We start from the raw sequence: 20,978 nt of genomic DNA on the forward strand, positions 1-20,978 counted from the left end.
CTGTATATCTGGGTACTGATGTCACTTTTAATTGTAGTATATCCTGTCTAACCCCGACAAATTCTATGGCTTACTATGCTTTTCAAACTTTGTCAGCAACATAACTTTACAAATGAGGCGAAAGCTTATAAGCATTAAAAGAGGGTAATAACTGCTAGATAAAGAAATTAGACCTATACAAAAATTAAAATTCGTGACTTTTGATTAATTAATATACCTTTATTTGTTAATTAATAGTATACTAATTATAATAATTGAATCGGAGGCGTTTAGGATGCTTAATACCCCTGAGTTGGTGGATTCTTTGGTTCTGGACTTGGATGCCGCAGAGTTGGCGCAGTTAATAAAAGAAAATAAAATTTCTTCCCGCAAAGCTGTTGAAATCTATATAAAGCACCTGAATAATATCAATCCGTCCATAAATTGCCTTGTTGAAAATCGCTTTGAAGAAGCTTTGCAGGAGGCAGATTATGCTGATCGCGTGCTTGCTGAAGGCACAGCCGAAGGGGCATTATGGGGTGTTCCGATCAGTATGAAAGAGGCTTTTCATGTCAGTGGCATGAAAACAACCGGCGGCTTGCTCGGGAGAAAAGAAAAGACGATGGAAAAAGATGCTGAAGTGGTTCGGAAACTCCGAATGGAGGGTGCTGTTATCCTGGGGAAAAGCAATACACCGGAACTGTGTTTTTGCCAGGAAACCGACAACAAATTATATGGACGGACAAACAATCCATGGGATATCAAGCGGACTGCAGGAGGATCGAGCGGAGGCGAAGCAGCGCTGATTGCTGTTGGCGGTGCGGCAGCAGGACTTGGCTCTGACATCGGCGGGTCTATCCGTTTTCCAAGCCATTTCAATGGAGTGGTCGGTTTTAAATCAGGTAAAGGCCAGGTTTCACAGGAAGGCAGTTTTCCGGAAGTGACACAAGAGCTGCAGGAACGGATGCTGGGAATCGGGCCTATTACCAAAAGTGTAAAAGATGCCAGGCTGCTGTACAATATTGTCGCCAAAAATCCAGCGGCTAATAGAGAGTTTGATAACTTTGTCATGAATGTTCTCCCTGATTCAAATTATCCCATGGCTGATCATACCCGAAGATTGCTTGACGCTATTTTTCAAAAAGTCTCTTCAGAATTTGAAGTTGAAAGGGAAATGCCGCCTTATTTTGGAGATTCAGCAACGGTATGGCAGGAAATCATGTCGATAAATGGTTCTGCAGATGCGAGAAGAGAAGCTTACGGTGACAATCCGCGAAACCTTTATAACTCTTATCTTAAAGAACGGCTGACAGGCAAGTCCGAAGTTCATCGATATCTGTCATGGGCTTTGATCGGAGCTTCACTGTTCAAACCTTCCGACAAACGGCTGGATAAAATCCGTGAGTTCCTGCAGCATGGCGATCATATTTTAGAGCATTATCTGAGAGAACGGATCCTCATTATGCCTATCTACCATAAAACAGCTCCCAAACATGGGGTAGTCTATAGGGAAATATTCTCTATACGTAAGTCTTTCCGCCAATACTTGCCATATGTAGCTTATGCCAACACATGGGGCTTGCCTTCTTTAACGCTGCCGCTGGGTTCCGATGAAAAAGGGTTGCCGATCGGCATCCAATTGATCAGCAGCAACGGCAATGAAGAAGCATTGTTCCAACTGGGTGAATGGTTGGAACTGAATTTCAGGACGTATAAACGCGCAATTCTATAGAAGAAACTGAAAACCTGCACCCTTTTTCATTGGGTGCAGGTTTTCTTCTTTCTTAAAAATCACATAATACTTTCATTATATTTCAAGCAAAAATAAAAAAATCACTCACAGAAAATTTTCTGTGAGTGATTCCAGGCAAGCCGTTATAAGTGCTCGCAACTTAAAGCCGATGAGCATAATCTATGCGGCTACAAATTGCACCAATGCGTATATCGCAATGCTGACAATAATAAATGCACCAATCATGTAAATAATTAAAGCGTTTTTCAAAATTAGCCTCCAGTGTTTTGTCGAATAGGAAATTACGATATTTCTATGTAATTTATGTCTTAGGGTAGATTAGATAACTTTATTACTGTAACAAAATTCTCAATAGATTTCGAATAACTCACATTTTCAACAGGAAAGGGATTTTTTTATTGATGGATACTTCAAAAGCAGTTTAGTTTGATATACCTATAAAATAGTCCCGATATGAAAAAAGAGCCAGGATTCGACAATTTTTTTCCCAATTACGCATATTGTCTTCTTCTGCTAACGTTGTATGTGTGGCAGGGAGACTGCGGGACGCCGCATCACCGGTTTGATTGCCATAAAAACATTTGGGATAAGGAGATTGATGTATGAAGAGATCAGGAAAGATTTTCACAACAGCCATGTTGGCAGTTACTTTGATGATGCCAGTAATGGGAGTAAGTGCTAACGAAGGAAAGGCAGAAGCTAACGGCAACGAAAAATTCCGGGTACTGGTTGACTCAGCCGATCAGAAAAACCTGAATAACGTAAAAGAGCAATACGGTGTCCAGTGGGACTTTGCAAGTGAAGGTTTTACTACTGACATGAATGAAAAGCAATTTAACGCTTTGCAAAAGAACAAAAATATTACAGTAGAAAAAGTTCCTGAATTGGAAATCGCAACTGCAACCCTTCAGCCGGAAGCGAAATATGCCGCAATGGCAGCTTCGCAGTCGACTCCGTGGGGAATTAAAGCAATTTATAATAATAGCAGTATTACCAAAACAAGCGGCGGTGCAGGCATCAATATTGCCGTACTTGATACTGGAGTCAATACGAGCCACTCGGATCTGCGCAATAATGTGGAACAATGCAAAGATTTCACTGTAGGTACAACTTATACGAATAACAGCTGTACAGACCGCCAAGGACACGGCACTCACGTTGCCGGATCAGCATTGGCTGACGGCGGTACGGGCAGCGGAGTTTACGGTGTAGCACCGGATGCTGACCTATGGGCTTATAAAGTATTGGGTGATGATGGTTCGGGCTACGCAGATGATATCGCAGCAGCGATTCGCCATGCAGGCGATCAGGCTACAGCTCTAGGAACAAAAGTTGTCATCAATATGTCTCTGGGTTCTTCAGGTGAAAGCAGCCTGATTACGAATGCTGTAAACTACGCATACAATAAAGGCGTACTTGTGATTGCTGCAGCAGGAAACTCAGGTCCTTACCAAGGTTCAATCGGATATCCTGGTGCATTGGTTAACGCAGTAGCGGTAGCGGCACTTGAAAATACTGTGCAAAACGGCACATATCGTGTAGCGGATTTCTCTTCACGCGGCTATAGCCGTACTGACGGAGATTATGTAATCCAAAAAGGCGATGTTGAAATTTCAGCTCCTGGAGCGGCGATCTATTCCACTTGGTATGATGGCGGTTATGCTACCATCAGCGGAACTTCAATGGCTTCACCACATGCTGCCGGACTTGCAGCAAAAATTTGGGCACAATATCCTTCTGCTTCAAATGTGGATGTACGCGGCGAATTGCAATACCGTGGTTATGAAAACGACATCCTTTCCGGTTATGGTGCAGGATATGGAGACGATTATGCTTCTGGGTTCGGATTTGCCACTGTTCAATAAGGGATTCCAATAGCAAGGACAGTTCCGGCTTTACGCCGGGACTGTTTTTATATGGTATTATTTAATTAATCTGAAAGAAGGGTGAAGCTATGAATATTGGTTCTGTGATTAAGTATTACCGCTCCAAAAACAATATGACGCAATCCCAATTGGCTGATGGCATCTGCTCTATTTCCCATCTCAGTAAAATTGAATCGAATACCTACACGCCGCACGAATCGACGATTGAAGCACTGCTCCTTAAAATGGGGGTTCAATGGAAGAAGGAAATAGCAAAAAGAAGCAGGCTTGAACGCCAATTGAACGATTTCGTAACATGTTCTTTGCACTATGACCTGGTTGAAATGGAAAATCAGTACGAGAAACTCCAGTTGGACAATGATTATATCCAGTCGACAGACCTGGTGAATCAATATGAGTTATATAAATTCCGTTATTATTTATACATAAAAGATCAGGGCCGGGCTGACAGGCAAAAAGCCATGCTGGAACGAATGAAGAATTCCTTTACGGATGCTGAGGCATGGATGCACCAGCTTTTTCTGTCGCTGTATTATACGATGGCAAACAAAAAAGAGCTTGCAATGGAATACGTGAACTCTCTGGATGGAGGAATCCAGAGCATTCCGCAAAAATTTGAAGGAGAATTCTATTATCAGAAAGCGCGTTTGCTGATTATGCATGAGCAATATGAATTGTCAGCTCATTTCGCTGAATTATCGGTCCAGTATTTCAAGTTAAACTATAATTACATCCGTCTGCTGCATGCCCAATTGCTGCTCGCAATCAATTATATGCGGCGCAACCTCCTGGTTCAGGCAGCTGGCATTTTCGAAGTGCTGAAACGCAATACACGACTGACAGACCAAAAGGAATTATACAATCAGACTTTGTATAATTTTGCGGAATTGCTGAAAACACGTCACGATCATAACCAGGCCTTTGATTTATTGACTGAATTGCATGGAATTCTGTCCAAAGATACATATTTTTATAAAGCGGTGCTTGTGAGCCTCATTGAAACTGCAGTGGAAGTTGGAGCGGACGCCTGGCAGTACGTACGTGAACTGCGGGATTTGGCAGAGGGACCGGAAGACGAATATTTCTTATTATACTTAAACTACTTCGAGAAACGAAATTTTTCCCAACCAGACCTTTCGGCTTATTCAGAGGAAAAAATGTTCCCATTTTTCAGAAAACATGGTTATATTAGAGAAAGTAAAAAAATCGCCTTGGAATTGGCTGAACATTTTAAACGGGTGAAGCAATGGGAAAAGGCGATGTATTATCAATCCTATTATGATAGAAACGGAGGATGATTTTTATGAAAAAAGGGAAACTGATTTTATTGACTGGATTGGCTGCGGCCATGATGGTTATGGGAGCTTGGGCTCCAACAGCTTCACAGGTGGATCATTCAGATGCAGTCGTCGCTTCCGGCGGCGTGCAGGAAAACTCGATCCCGACTATTTTACCTCCCCTGTAAAATAGCGAATTGTTCCAAAGCTCCCGGTCTAGGCCCCGGGAGCTTTTTTGTGCAGAATTTGTTTAGCTGACAGGGAATCGGCAATAATGTAGTAACAGGACGCATGAGGAGGGGATGCTGGTGAAAGTCAGGCTGGAATGGAAATATCGATCCTCAAAAGGAGTGGAAACAGTTTTCCGCTCAGATGAAATGGCTGCAGCTCAAGGCGTCCAGATTGCTGAAGACATTGAACGGACTAAGCGGGTAAAGGAACTGCTGTTCATCGATAGTTATGATGACAGTGTCTGGACGATGAAAGAGATGAAGGCATATTTAAAAAGCATCGAAACGGAACCTCATGATATAACGGTTTATTTTGACGGTGGATTTGACGTCGGAAATAGAAAGACAGGTTTAGGCTGTGTAATTTACTATAGCCAAAACGGAAAATCCTACCGGCTCAGGCAAAATGCGCAACTTGACGGGCTAGTTTCGAACAATGAAGCAGAATTTGCAGCACTTCACCTTTGTGTGCAGGAACTTGAGTTTATGGAAGTCCGGAATATACCGGTGCGTTTCAGTGGAGATTCAAAAATTGTGATAAACGGCATGAGTGGAGAATGGCCGGTCATCGAAACTGAGCTGGTCCGCTGGGCTGACCGCATCGAAGAAAAGATCAGCCGAATGGGAATCCAGACAGATTATGAACTAATCCCCCGAAAAGAAAATTTTGAAGCGGACAGACTTGCGACACAAGCATTGAAAGGAATTGAAATTACCGGAACGAGCAGTATATGAAAAAGAAAAATTATAAAGAAAATAGCGGTAGAATCTTGGATATTTACAAGACTTAACCGCTTTTTTGTTTTGGCATTTCCTATATTATAGATTTGAATGAGCTTAATAATTTACATCGTGCACGATATAAATTATAGTGGGTTATGAAAGAACAAATCGAATGGAGGAATTTAATCATGAAAGCACTTTATGAAACAACAATCATCAATACAGGCGGCAGACAAGGAGAAGTATATTCGGAAGATAATATTTTCAATCTGGATGTTGCAAAACCGGCAGCACTCGGCGGCGAATCCACAACTGCCACTAATCCTGAACAATTATTCGCAGCCGGCTATAGTGCCTGCTTCAACAGTGCGTTGGAACTGGTTCTTGAACGCGATAAAGTGAATGTAGATAAAAGTGAAGTAAGAGCGACAATCTCCCTGCTGGGTGACAAAGAAAATGGCGGTGTGAAATTGGCTGCTAAATTGGAAGTCACCATCGAAGGCATCGACGAAGAGAAAAAGCAGGAGTATGTGGACAAAGCTCACCAATACTGCCCGTATTCAAAAGCGATCAAAGATTCGGTGGATGTAGAGATTATCATTAACTAAGAAAAGCTGAAGCACCCGTTTAGCCCCGAAAAGCGCTGGAGGATTAGGCCGTAATGGCGTTTTTAGCCATGAAGGACAAATCCGAAGCGACTCGAGGGGCTGGGTGCTGGAGTCTGGACAATAAAGAAAAGCGTAAGTACCCGTTTAGCCACGACAAGCGCTGCCCGCAGGACGTGGACACTAAAAAGATGGGCGTGAAGTAATGGAACTTGGTTTAAAGTTAGAACAACAATTATGTTTTGAAGTTTATAAAGCTTCAAGTAATTTTACGAAAATGTATGCAAGAGTACTTGAACCTTTTAATCTGACCTTTCCCCAATACCTGGTTCTCCTGGTTCTTTGGGAAGAAAACCATTTGGTGATGAAAGATATCGGAGCGCGTATAGGACATGGCACCGGCACCTTGAATCCCATTATCAACCGCATGATCGAGCAGGGCCGTTTAACAAAACGGCAGTCACCGGATGATAAACGGGCATGGATTATTTCCCTGACGGAAAAAGCTGAGAAAGAACATGCACCCATCAGCCAGGCTGTGTACGACAAGCTGGTGAGCTGCAACTTTCTTGATGTCAATGCTCTGACTTTGATGAAGCATTTAAAGCAGCTGAATGCATTTTTCGAAGAAATGAACCTTTAAAATCCCAATGGCTAAGGAGAGAAAATGATATGAGTATTTATGAATTTTCGGCCAGAAAGTCCGATGGCAGCATTTATCCGTTAAGTGAATACGAAGGGAAAACGATGTTGATCGTCAATACTGCTACAAAATGTGGTTTGCGTGATCAATTCGATGGACTGGAGAAGTTGTACCAGAAATATGAAAATGACGGACTTGTCGTCCTTGGCTTTCCTTCCGATCAATTCGGACAGGAACTTGATGGGGCGAAAGAAGCGGAGGAATCCTGCCGGATGACTTACGGAGTTTCGTTCCCAATGCATGACCTGGTCAAAGTTAACGGAAAAAATGCCGATCCTCTCTTTAAATATCTAACTGAAAACAGCAAGGGAGTCCTTGGCAGCAGCATCAAGTGGAATTTCACCAAATTTCTCATTGACAAAGAAGGAAAGCTGGTTGCACGGTTTTCGCCAAAAGATAAGCCTGAAAAATTTGAAGAAGAAATTAAACAATACTTAACGAACTGAAGTTGGACCCTGAAGCAAAAATGCTTCAGGGTATTTATTTTACGGAAAATAAAAATATTAATATTCAGAATTTCTATAGTTTATTGTTGCAATAATCAAAATGACGGCATCAACGGGCCGGCTATCTTTTGGGATTTGGCTAAACTTGAAGCAGGCGATGAGATAATTGTAAAAGGTGAAGGCAAGGATTTGGTTTTCAGAGTTTTTGCGATGGAGTCAGTCGAATTGGAGCTGGCAGATGTCCGTGCAGTATTTGGAACCGTTCTTCACCGGAACTTATTCTAATCACCTGTTCAGGTGATTATGACTACAACCGGGGGACTCGTGAAGAAAGACTGATTGTTTATACAGAGTTAGTCGAAGAATGAAAGATTCAGCGTTTTCCGAAATGGGAAAACGCTTTTTTTTTTTGGAGACGAATGCAATACATATATATATTGGAAATTTATATATAAAAATTATTTATTGGGAAATATTTATAATGCAGAAACTTTTTTACTATAATGCTTTTTTAATGTCTAAAAATTTGGTATTATCAATACCAATAGATATTTTTTTGCGGTTTTCGACATATTTCGCCGCCATTTCATCACCTTTGGGAGGATACAACTTAATGAACGATAAATATCGTCCTAGGACGAAAAATATGCCTGAAACGTCGCTTTTAAGTAATGAAAGCCAATTTCATTTTGAAGAATCACTATTTGAACACATCGTCCAAAAGGTGCCTGTGAGTTTGTATATTATATCTCGAAACAAATTTACATATGTGAATGATTGCCTGTGTGAACTGCTGGATTACCCGGAAGAAGATTTTCTTTCAGGAAAACTCCGGTTGAAGGATATTGTACACCCTGAAGATTTGCCGAAAGTGATGAATCGGATTTCCAATCTTACAGACAGAACCACGAAAAAAGCACGTTATCGTGTAAGGGTCATAAAGAAAGATGGCAGTCTGCTTCACGCAGAGATCCATTCGACAATATCAGAACTGGAGGGTGAAGATGTTTTTCTGGGAAGTGTTACAGACATTACAGAAGAAGTTCTGACACGGAACCGCTTGAAAGACAGTGAGGAACGCTACAACTCGCTTTTCTTTGAGAATCCGGATGCCATTTTTTCCTTCGATCTGGAAGGGAATTTTATTGACGTTAATCCTGGTGCTGTAACACTGTCAGGATATGCCTATCACGAACTTTTAAAAATGTCGTTTATGCCCATGATTGTTCCCGAACATCTGGAAAAAGCACTTTTTTATTTTTCAGAAGCAATAAAAGGCCATACTAATCGTTATGAAATTAATCTTTTTGGAAAAAATGGAGAACTTATCAATCTTGAAGTAACGAATTTCCCAATGCAGCAGGCTGGCCAGATTACGGGAGTTTACGGCATAGGAAAAGATGTCACCAGCCGGAACGAGCATAAACGCATGGTCGAAGAAATGGCTTTCTTCGATCATTTAACAAAGTTGCCAAACCGGAAGTTATTCGAAGACCGTTTGGAACAGGCAGTAAAAATCGCTAATGATTCAAGTGCTGTTCCGGCTGTCTTGTTTTTGAATTTGGACCGTTTTAAATACATCAATGACTTACTGGGTTATGAACACGGCGATGTTTTCCTGAAGCAGGCAGCGGTGCGTATGGTGGAATGTGTGTCAGAATCAGCGACGGTTGGCCGGTTTGCAGGAGATGAGTTTGCAATCCTGCTGCCGGACTCGACGCCGGAGGCAGCAATTGAATGTGCAAGCCGCCTGAACAGTGTGCTGGCTGAACCGATTGAAGTAATGGGCCAGCAATTGTCACTGACAGCAAGCATCGGTGTCGCCTGTTCGGACAAATCCCAGGAAAGCTTGATTAAACAGGCTGAGGCGGCAATGCTTTACACGAAAAAATACAGCAAAAACAGCTGTTCCTTATTTTCGCATGAGTTAAACAAAGAAACTGCTGATAGATTGACAATTGAACGGGAATTGAAATCAGCCGTCCGAAATGATGAGTTTCTTATCCATTACCAGCCCATCATTGATCTGAGCTCAGGAAAGCCCAGTGCAATGGAAGCGTTAATCAGATGGAATCACCCAGAACTTGGCATGGTTCCACCTGACCGTTTCATCCCTGTATCGGAAGAGAGCGGGCAGATTATAGCGATCGGAAAGTGGGTTCTTTTTACCGCATGTTCACAAACAAAGAAATGGCAGAACCAAGGGTATGCGCCTTTTCGAATCTGCGTCAACATCTCCACAATTCAGCTGCAGCATCCGAATTTTGTCCAATTAGTAAAAAGCGTTTTGGAAGAGACGGGGCTGGACGCCAAGTGGCTTGAACTGGAAGTCACTGAAAGCATTTTGCTGGAAGATACTGAAATTCTGAAAGAAAGTTTGCGCAAACTGAAAGCGCTTGGAATTTCGATGTCCATCGATGATTTTGGTACAGGTTTCACTTCGCTTAATTATCTGCGCCAGTTCTCATTTGACCGTGTCAAAATTGACCGCAGCTTTGTGCAGGATATTAACAGCGACCTGAACGGCAAAGCCATCACCTCTACAATAATCACTTTGGCGCATAAACTTGGAATGGAAGTTGTTGCGGAAGGAATTGAAGACTCCGTGCAGCTTTCCTACCTGGTGAAAGAGCTGTGCAATGAGGGTCAGGGTTATTATTTCTGCCGTCCGCAAGCCGCAGATAATCATGATTTCTTTGTAGAAATTAAAAAATAAAAGATACTGAAATAAAAAAGCTGATCCACAGATGCCATGCTGTGAATCAGCTTTCTTTCTTTTTTGAAAGAATGGTATAGTGAGACAGATGCAAGACTTTTCAGATAAAGGTGGAGGATGTTTTGAATAAGATGGAAATTTTGAAAAAAGCATTTGATGAAACAAGCTATCAGCTTTCTGGACACGGCCCAAGAAATGCAAAAGTATTAAAACAGGCGTTTCAGGAAATAGACGAAGACACAAAATCGGATATTTACGGGACAGGCGCTGCAATCAACGATTTTGAGGAAAAAATGGCGTCATTCCTTGGAAAGAAAAAAGCGGTGTTTTTCCCGAGCGGCACCATGGCCCAGCAAATCGCACTCCGCATTTGGTGTGATGAAAAAGAGTTGGCTAAAGTTGCTTACCATCCGCTGTCCCACTTGGAGATTCATGAGGAAGGTGGCTTGAAGAAGCTGCATGGCATTGAAACTGTGCTGCTGACTGACAGGAACAGTATCATTCAATTGGAAGATATTAAAACGATGTCCGGGGACGTGGCCTGCGTTCTGCTCGAACTGCCGCAGCGTGAAATTGGCGGCCAGCTCCCTGATTACGAAACTCTGGCAGCCATTTCGGAGTATTGCCGGGAAAAAGATATCCGTCTTCACCTCGATGGTGCAAGGATTCTGGAAACTTTGCCGTTCTATAAAAAATCCATTGAGGAAATCTGCAGTCTGTTCGACAGCGTTTATCTTTCCATGTATAAGGGAATCGGTGGAATTGCCGGTGCCATTTTAGCTGGGAATGATGATTTCATCAAAGAATCAAAAGTTTGGAAAAAACGCCACGGCGGAGACCTGATTTCTCTTTACCCCTACATTTTCACAGCCGATTATTATTTTGAACTGAGAAAAGATAATATGGCAGATTATTACGAAGCAGCTAAAGAACTCTCGGCAAAATACAATTCTTGTGAAGGAATCTCCACTTTACCGGAAGTTCCTGTCTCGAATATGTTTCATGTCCATATAGATAAACCGAAAGAACAGGCGGCAGAAATATTAGCGGAAGTGCAGCAGGAGTCCGGCATTGGCTTAACTGGCTACGTCCGTGAAATTAATGATGGCAGCTGTTATTACGAAGTAAGCCTTGGCGATTCGTATGCGGGCGTGCCACAGGATAAAGTTGAGTTTGCCTTCAGGCTGCTCGATGAAAAATTGAAAGCTTAGTAAATATAAAAAGAGAGGATGTTTGGATGAAGTATTCTTTATTGCCGAAAACGGATTTGAAAATATCAGCTATTGGACTTGGCACTAATGCAGTAGGCGGCCATAACCTGTATGAAAATCTGAGTGAGGAAGATGGCAAAAATCTAGTACGCGCCGCTCTGGACAATGGCATCACTTTTATCGATACAGCGGATGTCTACGGTAAGGGGCGTTCTGAGGAACTGGTGGGCGAAGTTTTGAAGGAATACCCGCGCGGCCAGTATGTGATTGCCACGAAAGGCGGCAGCGACTGGCGCAACGGCACACGCGACAACTCGCCTGAATATCTGCGGAAAGCAGTTGGCGACAGCCTGGAACGGCTTCAGCTTGATAGCATCGATCTTTACTATATCCACTGGCCCGACGATGAAACCCCAGTCAAAGAAGCAGTCGAAGAACTCTCCCGGCTGAAGTCTGAAGGGAAGATAAAGGCGATCGGTGTTTCTAATTTTTCATTGGAGCAATTAAAAGAAGCAAACAGTGAAGGGGAAATCTCGGCAATCCAGCTGCAATACCACATGCTCGACCGGTCGATTGAAAGGGATATTCTGCCGTATTGTGTGGAAAACGGAATCACTGTGGTGCCTTATGGACCGCTCGCTTTCGGTATTCTGGGCGGAAAATATGATGAGGATTTCCTGCTTGAAGAAGGGGACTGGCGTAAAAGTGTGCCTCTCTTTCAGGAGGGCGAGTTTGAAAAAAATCTTGCCATTGTCGATAAGTTAAAAGGCATAGCTGAACGCCTTGATACTGATGTCTCAAAGCTGGCGCTGGCCTGGCTTCTTGCTCAGCCTGGCGTCGATTCAGTAATTCCGGGCGGCAAAAAGGCCGACCAGGTGCTGGACAATCTTCGTGCGGTTGACTTGGAACTGGATAAGGAGCTTTTAAGGGAAATAGATGATATTCTGCAAGAGAAATAACAGATGAAAGAGGCTTTCGCTTTAATGGCGAAAAGCCTCTTTTTTCTATGCGAACAAAACAAGGTGCCTTTTCACACTTTCGGCAAGTCCTGCACAAGGGAGATAAAGGCTTTTGATACATAAGGCATGTAACGGTTTTTCGCGGAGATAATACCAAGCATCCATGGAAAAGTGTTGGTCAATGAAATTACTTTGAATGGACCACCTTTAACTCTTTCACAAATCAATTCGGGCATTAGGGTGACACCAAGATTTTTTTCAACCATGCCGACGATAAAATCCCACTGGGAACTTTCATAAGCGATCTTAGGTGTAAAACCTTCAGAAATGCAAAAGTCTATTGTCCGTCCATTCAATGTGAATTCTTTGCTCAGCAGCAAAAAAGGATCATCTTTAAATTCAATAAGATCCACTTTTTCCAAGTGAGCCAATGGGTGGGATTCATGGACCAGCAGCTTTATCTCCTGATCGACAAAAGGCATGACATCGAATTTTTCCTCATCTACTGGAAGCATGACGAAACCAAGATCCACTTCACCTTCATCTACTTTCTTTTCTACAGTTTTTGCACCATCCTCCGCAAGTATGATTGATACGTCCGGATACTGTTTTTGAAATTCAGCGATGATTGTAGGGAAAAACAGCGTACTGATGACAGGCGGCAAACCGATTTTTATTTTTCCTTTATTCAGATTCATCACATCATAGAGGGAAGCTGAAAGGTCATCAAGGCTGTAGATGATTTTCTGCGCCTGCAGGAAAACGACTTCACCTGCGTCAGTAAGCCGGACTTTCCGTGAAGACCGATCGAATAAAATGACATCCAGATCTTCTTCCAGATTTTTAACCATTTTACTCAAACTTGGCTGAGTGACATGCATTGTCTGGGAAGCTTTCGTAAAACTCTTGTGCTTGGCAACTTCCACAAAACAGGTTAGCTGGCGAATATCCATTATTGTCTCCTTTTTATATCTATAACTTTTAGTTATAGTAAATATAATTTTTATTCATTTTACCTATCCTTTCAGACATTGTACACTGAAAAAAGTATTCCGACACAATATTGTGACAAATAACTATTTACATCATTCTAAGAAAGCGCTTGCAAAAAGCTGGGACGCCAGTTCAGGTAGGTTACATTCAATTAGTCAAGGGGGAAAAATATATGTTAAGTATGATCGGATTAGTCGGGGGACTGGTTTTGCTCATCGTCTTGACGATGAGAGGCTGGAACCTTTTGGTTGCAGGTCCGTTATGTGCGCTAGTAGTTGGACTTTTCAGCGGTATGCCGTTGTTTCCGCAATTAGTGGGCGAAGGGGAATCGAATTTTTTAACTAATTATATGACCAGTTTTTCTGGATTTATCACTTCGTGGTTCCCAATGTTCCTGCTTGGAGCAATTTTCGGTAAAGTAATGGAAGACAGTGGAGCGGCTGATAGTGTATCGCGCTGGCTGGTAGGAAAATTCGGCATTAAAAAAGCGGTTCTTGCAATCGTTATTGCCTGTGCGGTTCTTACATATGGCGGAGTCAGCTTGTTCGTTGTAGCTTTCTCGGTATATCCTATGGCTTTGAGCCTGTTCAAACAAGCGGATCTTCCGCGCCGTTTCATTCCGGCTGCACTGGCATTCGGGTCAGTGACGTTTACGATGACATCTGCCGGCTCACCTGAAATCCAGAACTGGATTCCAATCGAATATCTTGGCACTTCACCTTATGCAGGGTGGGAAGTCAGTATCATCGTTGCTGTATTCATGATGATTTTCGGTTACTGGTGGTTGAAGCGCATGATCAACAAAGCAGTCAGCAAAGGCGAGCGTTTTGAAACACGCAAGACGGATCCGGTCATTAAAGACCGTGAATTGCCAAACCCGGTGATGGGTCTTATCCCGTTATTGGTCGTTCTCATTATTTCGTTCGTGCTTCATGATGTGTTGATGACATCAGCGTTGATTCTTGCCCTTCTAGGCGGGATTATTGCTACTTATGTAATCAACCGAAAATATTTCTCGAATATCAGCAAAGCGATTTCTGATGGGACAATCGGCGCTTTGATTGCTATCGGCAACACGGCGGCAGTTGTCGGATTTGGCGGCGTGGCAAAAGCTGTTCCCGCTTTTGAAGTCGCAGTTAACGCCATGACAAGCATTCCCGGTAGTCCGCTGATCGGCGGAGCACTTGCTGTCAGCGTCATCGCCGGCTTGACGGGATCTGCATCCGGCGGCCAGGTCATCGCCCTGCCTTTATTGGCACCGCATTATATCGATATGGGCGTCAACACGGAGGCGCTTCACCGTACGGTTGCAATTTCATCCGGGGCGCTCGATTCATTGCCGCATAACGGTTACGTCGTAACAACTATTCGCGGGATTTGCGGCGAATCACATAAAGATGCATATGGTGCTGTTGGAGCTGTAACGGTAATCGTTCCATTGCTCGGTTTGACAATAGCAATCATACTGTTCTCGTTGGGCTTGGGGATCGGCAATTAATCCGATTCAAATGTAAAGAATCTTTAAAGTATGGGGGTCAGGCATTATGGTTAAAGATAAAGTTGTACTCATCACCGGTGCTGCCAGTGGCATCGGTTACGAAATCAGCCGTGACTTTGCTGAAGCGGGCGCGAAGATCGTCCTGACGGATATCAATGAAGAAGCGGTGAAAGAAGCCGCTGAAGCGATGGTGGAAGAAGGCCATAAATGCATCGGCATCAAATGCGATGTTACCAATGAAGACGAAATCATCGGGGCCATCAATCAGACCGTGAAGACATTTGGAACGTTGGATATTCTGATTAACAATGCGGGAATGCAATATATCTCACCGGTTGAAGAGTTTCCAACGGAAAAATACGAGTTGTTGATCAAAATCATGCTCGTGGCACCGTTCATTGCGACAAAACATGCTTTCCCTGTCATGAAAAAGCAAGGATATGGCCGTATCATCAACATGGCTTCCATCAATGGGCTGGTAGGCTTTGCCGGAAAAGCGGCATACAACAGCGCCAAGCACGGCGTCATCGGCTTAACGAAAGTGGCTGCCCTTGAAGGCGCAGAGCATGGCATCACCGTCAATGCAATGTGCCCGGGGTATGTCGATACACCGCTCGTACGCAATCAATTGGGCGATTTGGCGGAAACGCGCAAAGTCACCCTGGAAAAAGTTCTGGAAGAAGTTATTTATCCGCTCGTCCCGCAAAAGCGCTTGTTATCAGTGCGGGAAATATCCGATTATACGATGTTTCTTGCCAGTGATAAGGCTTCTGGTGTTACCGGACAGGCGGTTGTTCTGGACGGCGGATACACAGCGCAATAAAAGAAGAACCCGATGTGAGATTTTTCACATCGGGTTCTTCTATATTTCAAAGACTATGAATGAAAGATCTTATTTCTTCGCCATTTTTAATGCTATATCGGCTTTTTCCAAATCATGTTCGATTTGTTCTTTGATGTCATAGGCATGATACATCTCGTTTTTTATCATATACTGTGCAATTTTGTCGTGTGTATCGATGGCGATATCCAGTTCGCGGCGCAATACTTTTTTTACAGAGGGTGTTGCTGTTTCAGTGATAGCGACGGCAAGGTTGCGGACTGCCGCTTTCGCAGTCACCAGAAAATCTGTAGCAATAACAAGGTCATCAACCATTGGCATTTCATCTTTTGTTGCTTCAGCGTTTGTTTCTTCACCTTTTTTTGCCATAGAGATCATCTCCTTCAGAAAAATTAGTTGGAAGAATCCTTAAGTATTTTGCGCAAATCCTTAATGGCCTGCGTCGACAGCTCCAAATCCTCTTCCAGAATTTTCTTCAGCTTATCGTCTTTGACTAAATCAACGAACATTTTGGTTTTAGCTACACAGGCTGTCTTGAAGGTAAGTATTTCATGAACTTCTAATTTCTCGTGCATTGCAAGCTCTTTAGATGCCATTTACTGTTGCCTCCTTAGAAAGTTAGTGTTTAACAACACCTTTAATTTACCCCGAAAGAATGGAATATAATCCCTTTGGCAGCAATTTTTTTACACCAAAAAAAGAACTTCTGAATGAAGTCCTTTAGCGCGTAGTTATGCAGTCATTTCAACCACATCTGCAATCAATCGCTCATACAGGCGCAAGTTTTGTTTATAGGGTTCCTCATAACTTGCCATACTGTGTTCCCGAATGAAATCAAACGTCTTTTCATCTGCAATTTGATGGAGATTGTTCATTGTTTCAGCATGTCTCCACGCAGTTTTTTCGAATTCTATATTCATCAATTGTTCATCCAGAATAATTTTCAACAATTCGGGATCACTGTAATGGCTGTCTTCAGGAACGGATTTTTTTAGGTTATACACTTCAATCGTCCAAGGCATCGATTCAAGCAATGCTTCTCTGTCAGCAGCATGGCCCAGCTCATGCAGAGTCATTACTTCAATATAGGTTTTCACGGATACAGGAGAAGCCAGCTCTTTTCTTGCTTCTTGAATTCGTGCGATGTCTACACCAATACGATCATGAATGAAATTATAACTCATATTGATGCCCTTGCTGTGTTCTGCTAATTCCAGCTTGTTATCTGTTAAATCCATAATCGAGTATATCCAGCCTTTAATCTTGTTTCTATTTCTGCCGTCTGTCATCTTACTTTTTTTAATCCCCCAATGATAAAAATTTATCTCTTTTATTAATTATATAAAAATAACGAAAAATTCACAAGTAAATGATTTTGGAGAAAAAAGTCCAAAAATAAGACAGGGATTAGCACATGTTCGGCTAATCCCTGTCTTATTGACAGTTACCCAAGAAACTTTTCGACCACACCGAGAAACAGCCTGTCCTGCTCGACATTCGGAGCATGGCCGGAGTCCTGAAATTCCATATAATCGGCATTCGGAATCAGGACAGCTGTTTCCCGGCCTTTTTCAGGCGGGTTCAATCCATCATGCTTTCCGCTGATGACAAGCGTTTCCGCAGTTATCCGCTTCAAGTCATCCCGGAAATCGAAATCCCGCAAAGCGGCAGAAGCAGCTCCCTGTTCACTGGCATTCAGCATGCGGCTGTTTTTTGCAATCCGCTTCTGCCAGGCATTGACGGCTTCCTGATCATGGAAAATCAATTGGGATGAAATCGCCAATTTCTCGGAAATACTCATTCCTTCGAGCTGTTCTTTATAGCGGTCGAACATCTCAGCCATCGACGATTGCTCGCCGTATGATTTGGTAGCTGCAAGTATCAGCTTTTCCACGCGTTCCGGCTGTTTGATGGCAACTCCCTGAGCGATATAACTTCCCATCGAAACTCCCAGCACATAAACAGAGTCGAGTTTAAGGTGGTCCAGTAAAGCGATTGTGTCGGCAATATGATCATCCAATGTGAATTCAGCCGGACGGTCAGATTCGCCGTGACCGCGCGAATCCAAAGCGATGATTCGGAACTTATCTTTTAAATAGCCGATTTCACGGTAAAACATCTGATGGTTGCTGGTCAGGCCGTGCAACAGCACAAGCGGTTTCCCTGTGCCCGTGTCTTCATAAAATAATCGTGTTCCTTCATTTTCGAAAAAGGGCATATGTATTCTCCTTTAGATTAATCATGGTATTACTCTATACCCATTTCACGCAAAAATAAATAACCCGCATAGTTATACGGGTCAGTTTTCTTGATGCACGGTACGCACTTTATTGTATTTTTCGATAACCAGAAACAGGGCAATCAGAACGAACAGGAAAGCGATAGTCATATACCATGGAAACTCGGTGATGGATTGTCCGAAAGCGGTATAGACTACAGCAGGTAATGTCAGACCGATTGCGGAATAATACATATACTCCTTAAAGCTTTTTGTCATATCCATCAAATAAAAGCAAAGAAGCTGGAAGTGGACGAAAGGCATGATGCGCAAAAGCATCACCTGGCCGACACTTAGAGTTCTGTCAGGGAAAATCCGTTCTTTTAAATTTGTCATTTTCCGATGGAACTTAGGCAAACGCTTTAGAAGAAAATAGATGATTGCACTCATCAGCATCAGGCCGATATAAGATAAAATAGTCCCTTGGACAAAACCGAAGGCAACGCCGCCAACTATACAAACAGCTACAACAGGCAGAAAAACGAATGGCCGGATCAGATGGAGAATCAGAAAGAAGAAAGGGGCCATCCAACCTGCATTCTCTATGAAAAGTTCAACCGACTTGTCAAATTGGTCCATAACGGCCTCCTTTATAAGATGTAATGATGTCAATAAAGAAGGATAAGCCATATGATTTTTAATGGCAAGCTATTTGCCCGGAACAGCGGTCCGCTTGTTTTGCAAAACCGGATAGAGGGAACAATATTTTGGTAAACTGAATACGGGGATAGCAAAACATAAAAGGGAGATGTTTAACGTGAAATCAACAGAAACCATTTATCCGATTGAAAAAGTGCGGGCACAGTTTCCGGCGCTCGAGCGTACATATAAAGAAAGGCAAGCCGCTTATTTTGATGGTCCTGGAGGATCGCAGGTCGTGCTGCAGGCGATTACTGCGATTGCCAGCTATATGCAAAGAGGCGGAGCAAATCTCCATGGCGCTTTTCCTTCAAGCTGGGAGACAGAACAGGTAATTTCAGAAGCACGTGAAGCTGTCGCTGATTTCCTGAATGTGCAGCCAAACGAAGTGGCTTTCGGGGCGAATATGACTACGTTGACCATTGCAATCGCCAATGCCCTTGGCAAGCAATTCAAAGAAGGAGACGAAATCGTGGTGACCGAGATGGACCACCGGGCAAACGTCGATCCCTGGTTGATGATGGCTGAAGACCGTGGACTGACAGTGCGCTGGATTCCCGTCGATAAAGAAAAGCTGACGCTGGATATGCAAAATATCGACACACTCATCAATGAAAAAACGAAATTAGTGGCGCTCGGCATGGCGTCAAATGCCATCGGCACCATCGTCGATCTTGGCCCTGCCGTCAAACGGGCGCGTGAAGTCGGCGCACTGGTCGCAGCTGACGCCGTGCATGCAGCGCCTCATATGCCAATGGACCGTGAAGCGCAGGACATAGATATTCTGCTGTGCTCCGTCTATAAATTCTTTGGACCGCATATTGGAATCGCGGCTATCGGGGAAAATGTCTTCAAGGATCTCGAACCTTATAAACTGACGACATCTCCGTCCTACTACCCGGATAAGCTGGAAACGGGTACACAGAACCATGAAGGGATTGCAGGCATCCGTCCAGCAATTGAATTTTTTGCGTCACTGGGTGAAGGGGAGACGCGCCGCGAAAAGATTCTTTCCGGCTACCATGAAATTGAGAAATACGAAAACCGATTAGCTGCCCGTTTGCGTGAAGGCTTGGGCACACTGGAAAAGGTCACTCTTTGGCAAGCTGCGGACGATGTGCCGAAAACGCCGACAATCGCTTTTAAAGTGGCAGGCTATGAACCTTCGGATGTCTGTGTATTTTTAGCGGAAGAACACAGCATCTTCACAGCTGCCGGCCATTTTTACGCTTCAACGCTGGGTGACGTGCTTGATGTCAATAAAACCGGAGGCTGGGTGCGCGCAGGCCTTGCCCCGTATAATACTGAAGAAGAAGTGGAACGCTTCATCAGCGCGATCGCTTCTTTGTAAAAAAATTCATCCCATTGTAAAAGGCTTCGCATCCGCGAAGCCTTTGTTCGTTTTTATTTAATTTTCTTATGTGAGAATGGGCATTTCCCCTGAATCGGCTCACTGTCGTCGCCGATGAAGAATTGTTTCCACTCGTTATGTTCCGGATCACCGAAATGGCTGATGTCCGGATGTGTCGGCAGCTGGTCCCATTTCTCCACACGCTGGCGCACTTTTTCGCGGGACATGATGCCGCCTTTTTCAGTACCCGTCAAACCTTCAAATATACGGCGGGGCTGGAAACCGAGAACCATAGCATTACCGAGATCACGGGTCTTGCGCCGTTTGTAGGCCGGAGCATTGCCGAAGATGAAAATCGGTTCGCCTTTGAAGACAAAATCCCATAAATAATGGTCAGGGTCTTTTGGTTTGTCGGCAGGCCATTCCGTTTCGTCCATATTGTGGAGGTATTGAAGAATAGCCCAGAATTCATCACGATATTGTTCCAGGCTGCCTTCCGTCCCAACAGGCTCCACAAAAACAAAAAGTCCATGGCGTTTATGTTTTGGATCATTGAACAGCGACAGGAATTCTTCGACTATAACCGGCAGGGATGACCAATCGTCCCTGCTTATGTATCCATATCTCAATTCGCCCTTCAATTCGCCGCTCATCCCGAAATAGCAGGGGAAAGTCTTGTCTGTAACCGTATTATGGAACGTCGCGTATTCTTTCAGCAGCCATTCCGGTAAATCCCCGCGTGTTTCAAAATCCTCTTTCGTCAATAAAGCTTTATATGCTGTAACCATCCAATTTCCTCCGATGCGTTTAATAGCCCTCTATTTTATTTCCTAATATCGGCAATTTTAAACTTCTTCATTTTAAGTCCTGAACGGAATAAAGTGATAGAG

22 protein-coding genes are annotated in these 20,978 nt (G+C 43.4%); 15 read left to right on the forward strand and 7 right to left on the reverse strand.

All coding sequences use genetic code 11. From position 1 onward, the window contains the following. The first annotated feature begins 274 nt into the window (after positions 1 to 274). The 12 genes from DP120_RS10625 (at position 275) to DP120_RS10675 (ending at position 12,488) form a co-directional block, all read left to right on the forward strand. Positions 275 to 1,711 carry an amidase gene (locus DP120_RS10625; protein WP_112223649.1) on the forward strand — a complete coding sequence of 479 codons (1,437 nt, stop codon included), beginning with the start codon at positions 275 to 277 and terminating at the stop codon, positions 1,709 to 1,711. Positions 1,712 to 2,334: 623 nt separating this feature from the next. Next, complete coding sequence (locus tag DP120_RS10630; RefSeq protein ID WP_112223650.1) at positions 2,335 to 3,597, forward strand: S8 family peptidase; 1,263 nt, start codon at positions 2,335 to 2,337, stop codon at positions 3,595 to 3,597. An 89-nt stretch (positions 3,598 to 3,686) separates the two neighbouring features. Continuing rightward, positions 3,687 to 4,916: a helix-turn-helix domain-containing protein gene (locus DP120_RS10635; protein WP_112223651.1), complete on the forward strand. Its 1,230-nt coding sequence runs from the start codon at positions 3,687 to 3,689 to the stop codon at positions 4,914 to 4,916. 5 nt (positions 4,917 to 4,921) lie between these two features. Then, positions 4,922 to 5,083 (forward strand): hypothetical protein, encoded by a 162-nt coding sequence (locus tag DP120_RS18485; protein WP_165843778.1) that lies wholly within the window; start codon positions 4,922 to 4,924, stop codon positions 5,081 to 5,083. A 120-nt stretch (positions 5,084 to 5,203) separates the two neighbouring features. Next, positions 5,204 to 5,860, forward strand: coding sequence for a reverse transcriptase-like protein (locus DP120_RS10640; RefSeq protein ID WP_112223652.1), 657 nt, complete (start codon positions 5,204 to 5,206; stop codon positions 5,858 to 5,860). 176 nt (positions 5,861 to 6,036) lie between these two features. Next, entirely contained in the window at positions 6,037 to 6,456 is a 420-nt protein-coding gene (locus tag DP120_RS10645) for an organic hydroperoxide resistance protein (protein ID WP_112223653.1), read from the forward strand. A 274-nt stretch (positions 6,457 to 6,730) separates the two neighbouring features. Beyond that, positions 6,731 to 7,096, forward strand: a complete 366-nt coding sequence (locus DP120_RS10650) for a MarR family winged helix-turn-helix transcriptional regulator (protein ID WP_240612006.1) — start codon at positions 6,731 to 6,733, stop codon at positions 7,094 to 7,096. Positions 7,097 to 7,125: 29 nt separating this feature from the next. After that, positions 7,126 to 7,602 (forward strand): glutathione peroxidase, encoded by a 477-nt coding sequence (locus DP120_RS10655; RefSeq protein ID WP_112223655.1) that lies wholly within the window; start codon positions 7,126 to 7,128, stop codon positions 7,600 to 7,602. 135 nt (positions 7,603 to 7,737) lie between these two features. Continuing rightward, positions 7,738 to 7,887 (forward strand): sortase family protein, encoded by a 150-nt coding sequence (locus DP120_RS18490; protein WP_165843779.1) that lies wholly within the window; start codon positions 7,738 to 7,740, stop codon positions 7,885 to 7,887. Between the two features lie 328 nt (positions 7,888 to 8,215). Next, the gene (locus tag DP120_RS10665) at positions 8,216 to 10,318 is read left to right on the forward strand and encodes a sensor domain-containing protein (protein WP_165843780.1); all 2,103 of its coding nucleotides are present in this window, start codon (positions 8,216 to 8,218) and stop codon (positions 10,316 to 10,318) included. Between the two features lie 122 nt (positions 10,319 to 10,440). Next, the gene (locus DP120_RS10670; protein WP_112223657.1) at positions 10,441 to 11,529 is read left to right on the forward strand and encodes a threonine aldolase family protein; all 1,089 of its coding nucleotides are present in this window, start codon (positions 10,441 to 10,443) and stop codon (positions 11,527 to 11,529) included. Between the two features lie 26 nt (positions 11,530 to 11,555). Next, positions 11,556 to 12,488, forward strand: a complete 933-nt coding sequence (locus tag DP120_RS10675; protein ID WP_112223658.1) for an aldo/keto reductase — start codon at positions 11,556 to 11,558, stop codon at positions 12,486 to 12,488. A gap of 71 nt (positions 12,489 to 12,559) precedes the next feature. On the opposite strand, the gene DP120_RS10680 is transcribed toward DP120_RS10675, so the two are convergent. After that, positions 12,560 to 13,441 (reverse strand): LysR family transcriptional regulator, encoded by an 882-nt coding sequence (locus DP120_RS10680; RefSeq protein ID WP_112223659.1) that lies wholly within the window; start codon positions 13,439 to 13,441, stop codon positions 12,560 to 12,562. A 212-nt stretch (positions 13,442 to 13,653) separates the two neighbouring features. Between DP120_RS10680 and DP120_RS10685 the strand changes: the two genes are divergently transcribed. Further along, positions 13,654 to 14,979: a GntP family permease gene (locus tag DP120_RS10685; protein ID WP_112223660.1), complete on the forward strand. Its 1,326-nt coding sequence runs from the start codon at positions 13,654 to 13,656 to the stop codon at positions 14,977 to 14,979. A 46-nt stretch (positions 14,980 to 15,025) separates the two neighbouring features. Next, positions 15,026 to 15,802 carry a 3-hydroxybutyrate dehydrogenase gene (locus DP120_RS10690; protein ID WP_112223661.1) on the forward strand — a complete coding sequence of 259 codons (777 nt, stop codon included), beginning with the start codon at positions 15,026 to 15,028 and terminating at the stop codon, positions 15,800 to 15,802. A 69-nt stretch (positions 15,803 to 15,871) separates the two neighbouring features. On the opposite strand, the gene DP120_RS10695 is transcribed toward DP120_RS10690, so the two are convergent. The 5 genes from DP120_RS10695 to DP120_RS10715 all read right to left on the reverse strand — a co-directional run bounded on the left by DP120_RS10695 (position 15,872) and on the right by DP120_RS10715 (position 18,677). Next, on the reverse strand, positions 15,872 to 16,189 hold the full coding sequence (locus tag DP120_RS10695; RefSeq protein WP_233785942.1) for a spore coat protein: 318 nt from the start codon (positions 16,187 to 16,189) through the stop codon (positions 15,872 to 15,874). A gap of 23 nt (positions 16,190 to 16,212) precedes the next feature. Further along, complete coding sequence (locus DP120_RS10700) at positions 16,213 to 16,416, reverse strand: spore coat protein (protein WP_112223662.1); 204 nt, start codon at positions 16,414 to 16,416, stop codon at positions 16,213 to 16,215. A gap of 135 nt (positions 16,417 to 16,551) precedes the next feature. After that, complete coding sequence (locus DP120_RS10705; RefSeq protein WP_133257392.1) at positions 16,552 to 17,058, reverse strand: integrase; 507 nt, start codon at positions 17,056 to 17,058, stop codon at positions 16,552 to 16,554. A gap of 206 nt (positions 17,059 to 17,264) precedes the next feature. After that, positions 17,265 to 18,038 carry an alpha/beta fold hydrolase gene (locus tag DP120_RS10710; protein WP_112223664.1) on the reverse strand — a complete coding sequence of 258 codons (774 nt, stop codon included), beginning with the start codon at positions 18,036 to 18,038 and terminating at the stop codon, positions 17,265 to 17,267. 81 nt (positions 18,039 to 18,119) lie between these two features. After that, a complete protein-coding gene (locus DP120_RS10715) occupies positions 18,120 to 18,677 on the reverse strand; it encodes a TVP38/TMEM64 family protein (protein WP_112223665.1) in 558 nt (185 codons plus the stop codon). A 169-nt stretch (positions 18,678 to 18,846) separates the two neighbouring features. Here DP120_RS10715 and DP120_RS10720 point away from each other — a divergent pair, with 169 nt between their 5' ends. Beyond that, positions 18,847 to 20,088 (forward strand): cysteine desulfurase-like protein, encoded by a 1,242-nt coding sequence (locus DP120_RS10720; protein WP_233785940.1) that lies wholly within the window; start codon positions 18,847 to 18,849, stop codon positions 20,086 to 20,088. A 53-nt stretch (positions 20,089 to 20,141) separates the two neighbouring features. Here the strand turns inward: DP120_RS10720 and DP120_RS10725 are convergent, their stop codons facing one another. Further along, positions 20,142 to 20,876, reverse strand: coding sequence for a YqcI/YcgG family protein (locus DP120_RS10725; RefSeq protein ID WP_112223667.1), 735 nt, complete (start codon positions 20,874 to 20,876; stop codon positions 20,142 to 20,144). Positions 20,877 to 20,978: the final 102 nt, after the last annotated feature.

The sequence above is a fragment of the Planococcus halotolerans genome, assembly GCF_003289955.1.
Classification (GTDB): domain Bacteria; phylum Bacillota; class Bacilli; order Bacillales_A; family Planococcaceae; genus Planococcus; species Planococcus halotolerans.

Excerpts from the sequence above, each read along its gene's own strand:
- DP120_RS10630 (WP_112223650.1), top strand. The coding sequence starts at position 2,335 with ATGAAGAGATCAGGAAAGATTTTCACAACAGCCATGTTGGCAGTTACT.
- DP120_RS10625 (WP_112223649.1), top strand. The coding sequence starts at position 275 with ATGCTTAATACCCCTGAGTTGGTGGATTCTTTGGTTCTGGACTTGGAT.
- DP120_RS10680 (WP_112223659.1), bottom strand. The coding sequence starts at position 13,441 with ATGGATATTCGCCAGCTAACCTGTTTTGTGGAAGTTGCCAAGCACAAG.
- DP120_RS10705 (WP_133257392.1), bottom strand. The coding sequence starts at position 17,058 with ATGGATTTAACAGATAACAAGCTGGAATTAGCAGAACACAGCAAGGGC.
- DP120_RS10725 (WP_112223667.1), bottom strand. The coding sequence starts at position 20,876 with ATGGTTACAGCATATAAAGCTTTATTGACGAAAGAGGATTTTGAAACA.
- DP120_RS10675 (WP_112223658.1), top strand. The coding sequence starts at position 11,556 with ATGAAGTATTCTTTATTGCCGAAAACGGATTTGAAAATATCAGCTATT.
- DP120_RS10720 (WP_233785940.1), top strand. The coding sequence starts at position 18,847 with ATGTTTAACGTGAAATCAACAGAAACCATTTATCCGATTGAAAAAGTG.
- DP120_RS10695 (WP_233785942.1), bottom strand. The coding sequence starts at position 16,189 with ATGGCAAAAAAAGGTGAAGAAACAAACGCTGAAGCAACAAAAGATGAA.
- DP120_RS10650 (WP_240612006.1), top strand. The coding sequence starts at position 6,731 with ATGTATGCAAGAGTACTTGAACCTTTTAATCTGACCTTTCCCCAATAC.
- DP120_RS10715 (WP_112223665.1), bottom strand. The coding sequence starts at position 18,677 with ATGGACCAATTTGACAAGTCGGTTGAACTTTTCATAGAGAATGCAGGT.
- DP120_RS10665 (WP_165843780.1), top strand. The coding sequence starts at position 8,216 with ATGAACGATAAATATCGTCCTAGGACGAAAAATATGCCTGAAACGTCG.
- DP120_RS10690 (WP_112223661.1), top strand. The coding sequence starts at position 15,026 with ATGGTTAAAGATAAAGTTGTACTCATCACCGGTGCTGCCAGTGGCATC.
- DP120_RS10710 (WP_112223664.1), bottom strand. The coding sequence starts at position 18,038 with ATGCCCTTTTTCGAAAATGAAGGAACACGATTATTTTATGAAGACACG.
- DP120_RS10635 (WP_112223651.1), top strand. The coding sequence starts at position 3,687 with ATGAATATTGGTTCTGTGATTAAGTATTACCGCTCCAAAAACAATATG.
- DP120_RS10700 (WP_112223662.1), bottom strand. The coding sequence starts at position 16,416 with ATGGCATCTAAAGAGCTTGCAATGCACGAGAAATTAGAAGTTCATGAA.
- DP120_RS10645 (WP_112223653.1), top strand. The coding sequence starts at position 6,037 with ATGAAAGCACTTTATGAAACAACAATCATCAATACAGGCGGCAGACAA.
- DP120_RS10655 (WP_112223655.1), top strand. The coding sequence starts at position 7,126 with ATGAGTATTTATGAATTTTCGGCCAGAAAGTCCGATGGCAGCATTTAT.
- DP120_RS18485 (WP_165843778.1), top strand. The coding sequence starts at position 4,922 with ATGAAAAAAGGGAAACTGATTTTATTGACTGGATTGGCTGCGGCCATG.
- DP120_RS10685 (WP_112223660.1), top strand. The coding sequence starts at position 13,654 with ATGTTAAGTATGATCGGATTAGTCGGGGGACTGGTTTTGCTCATCGTC.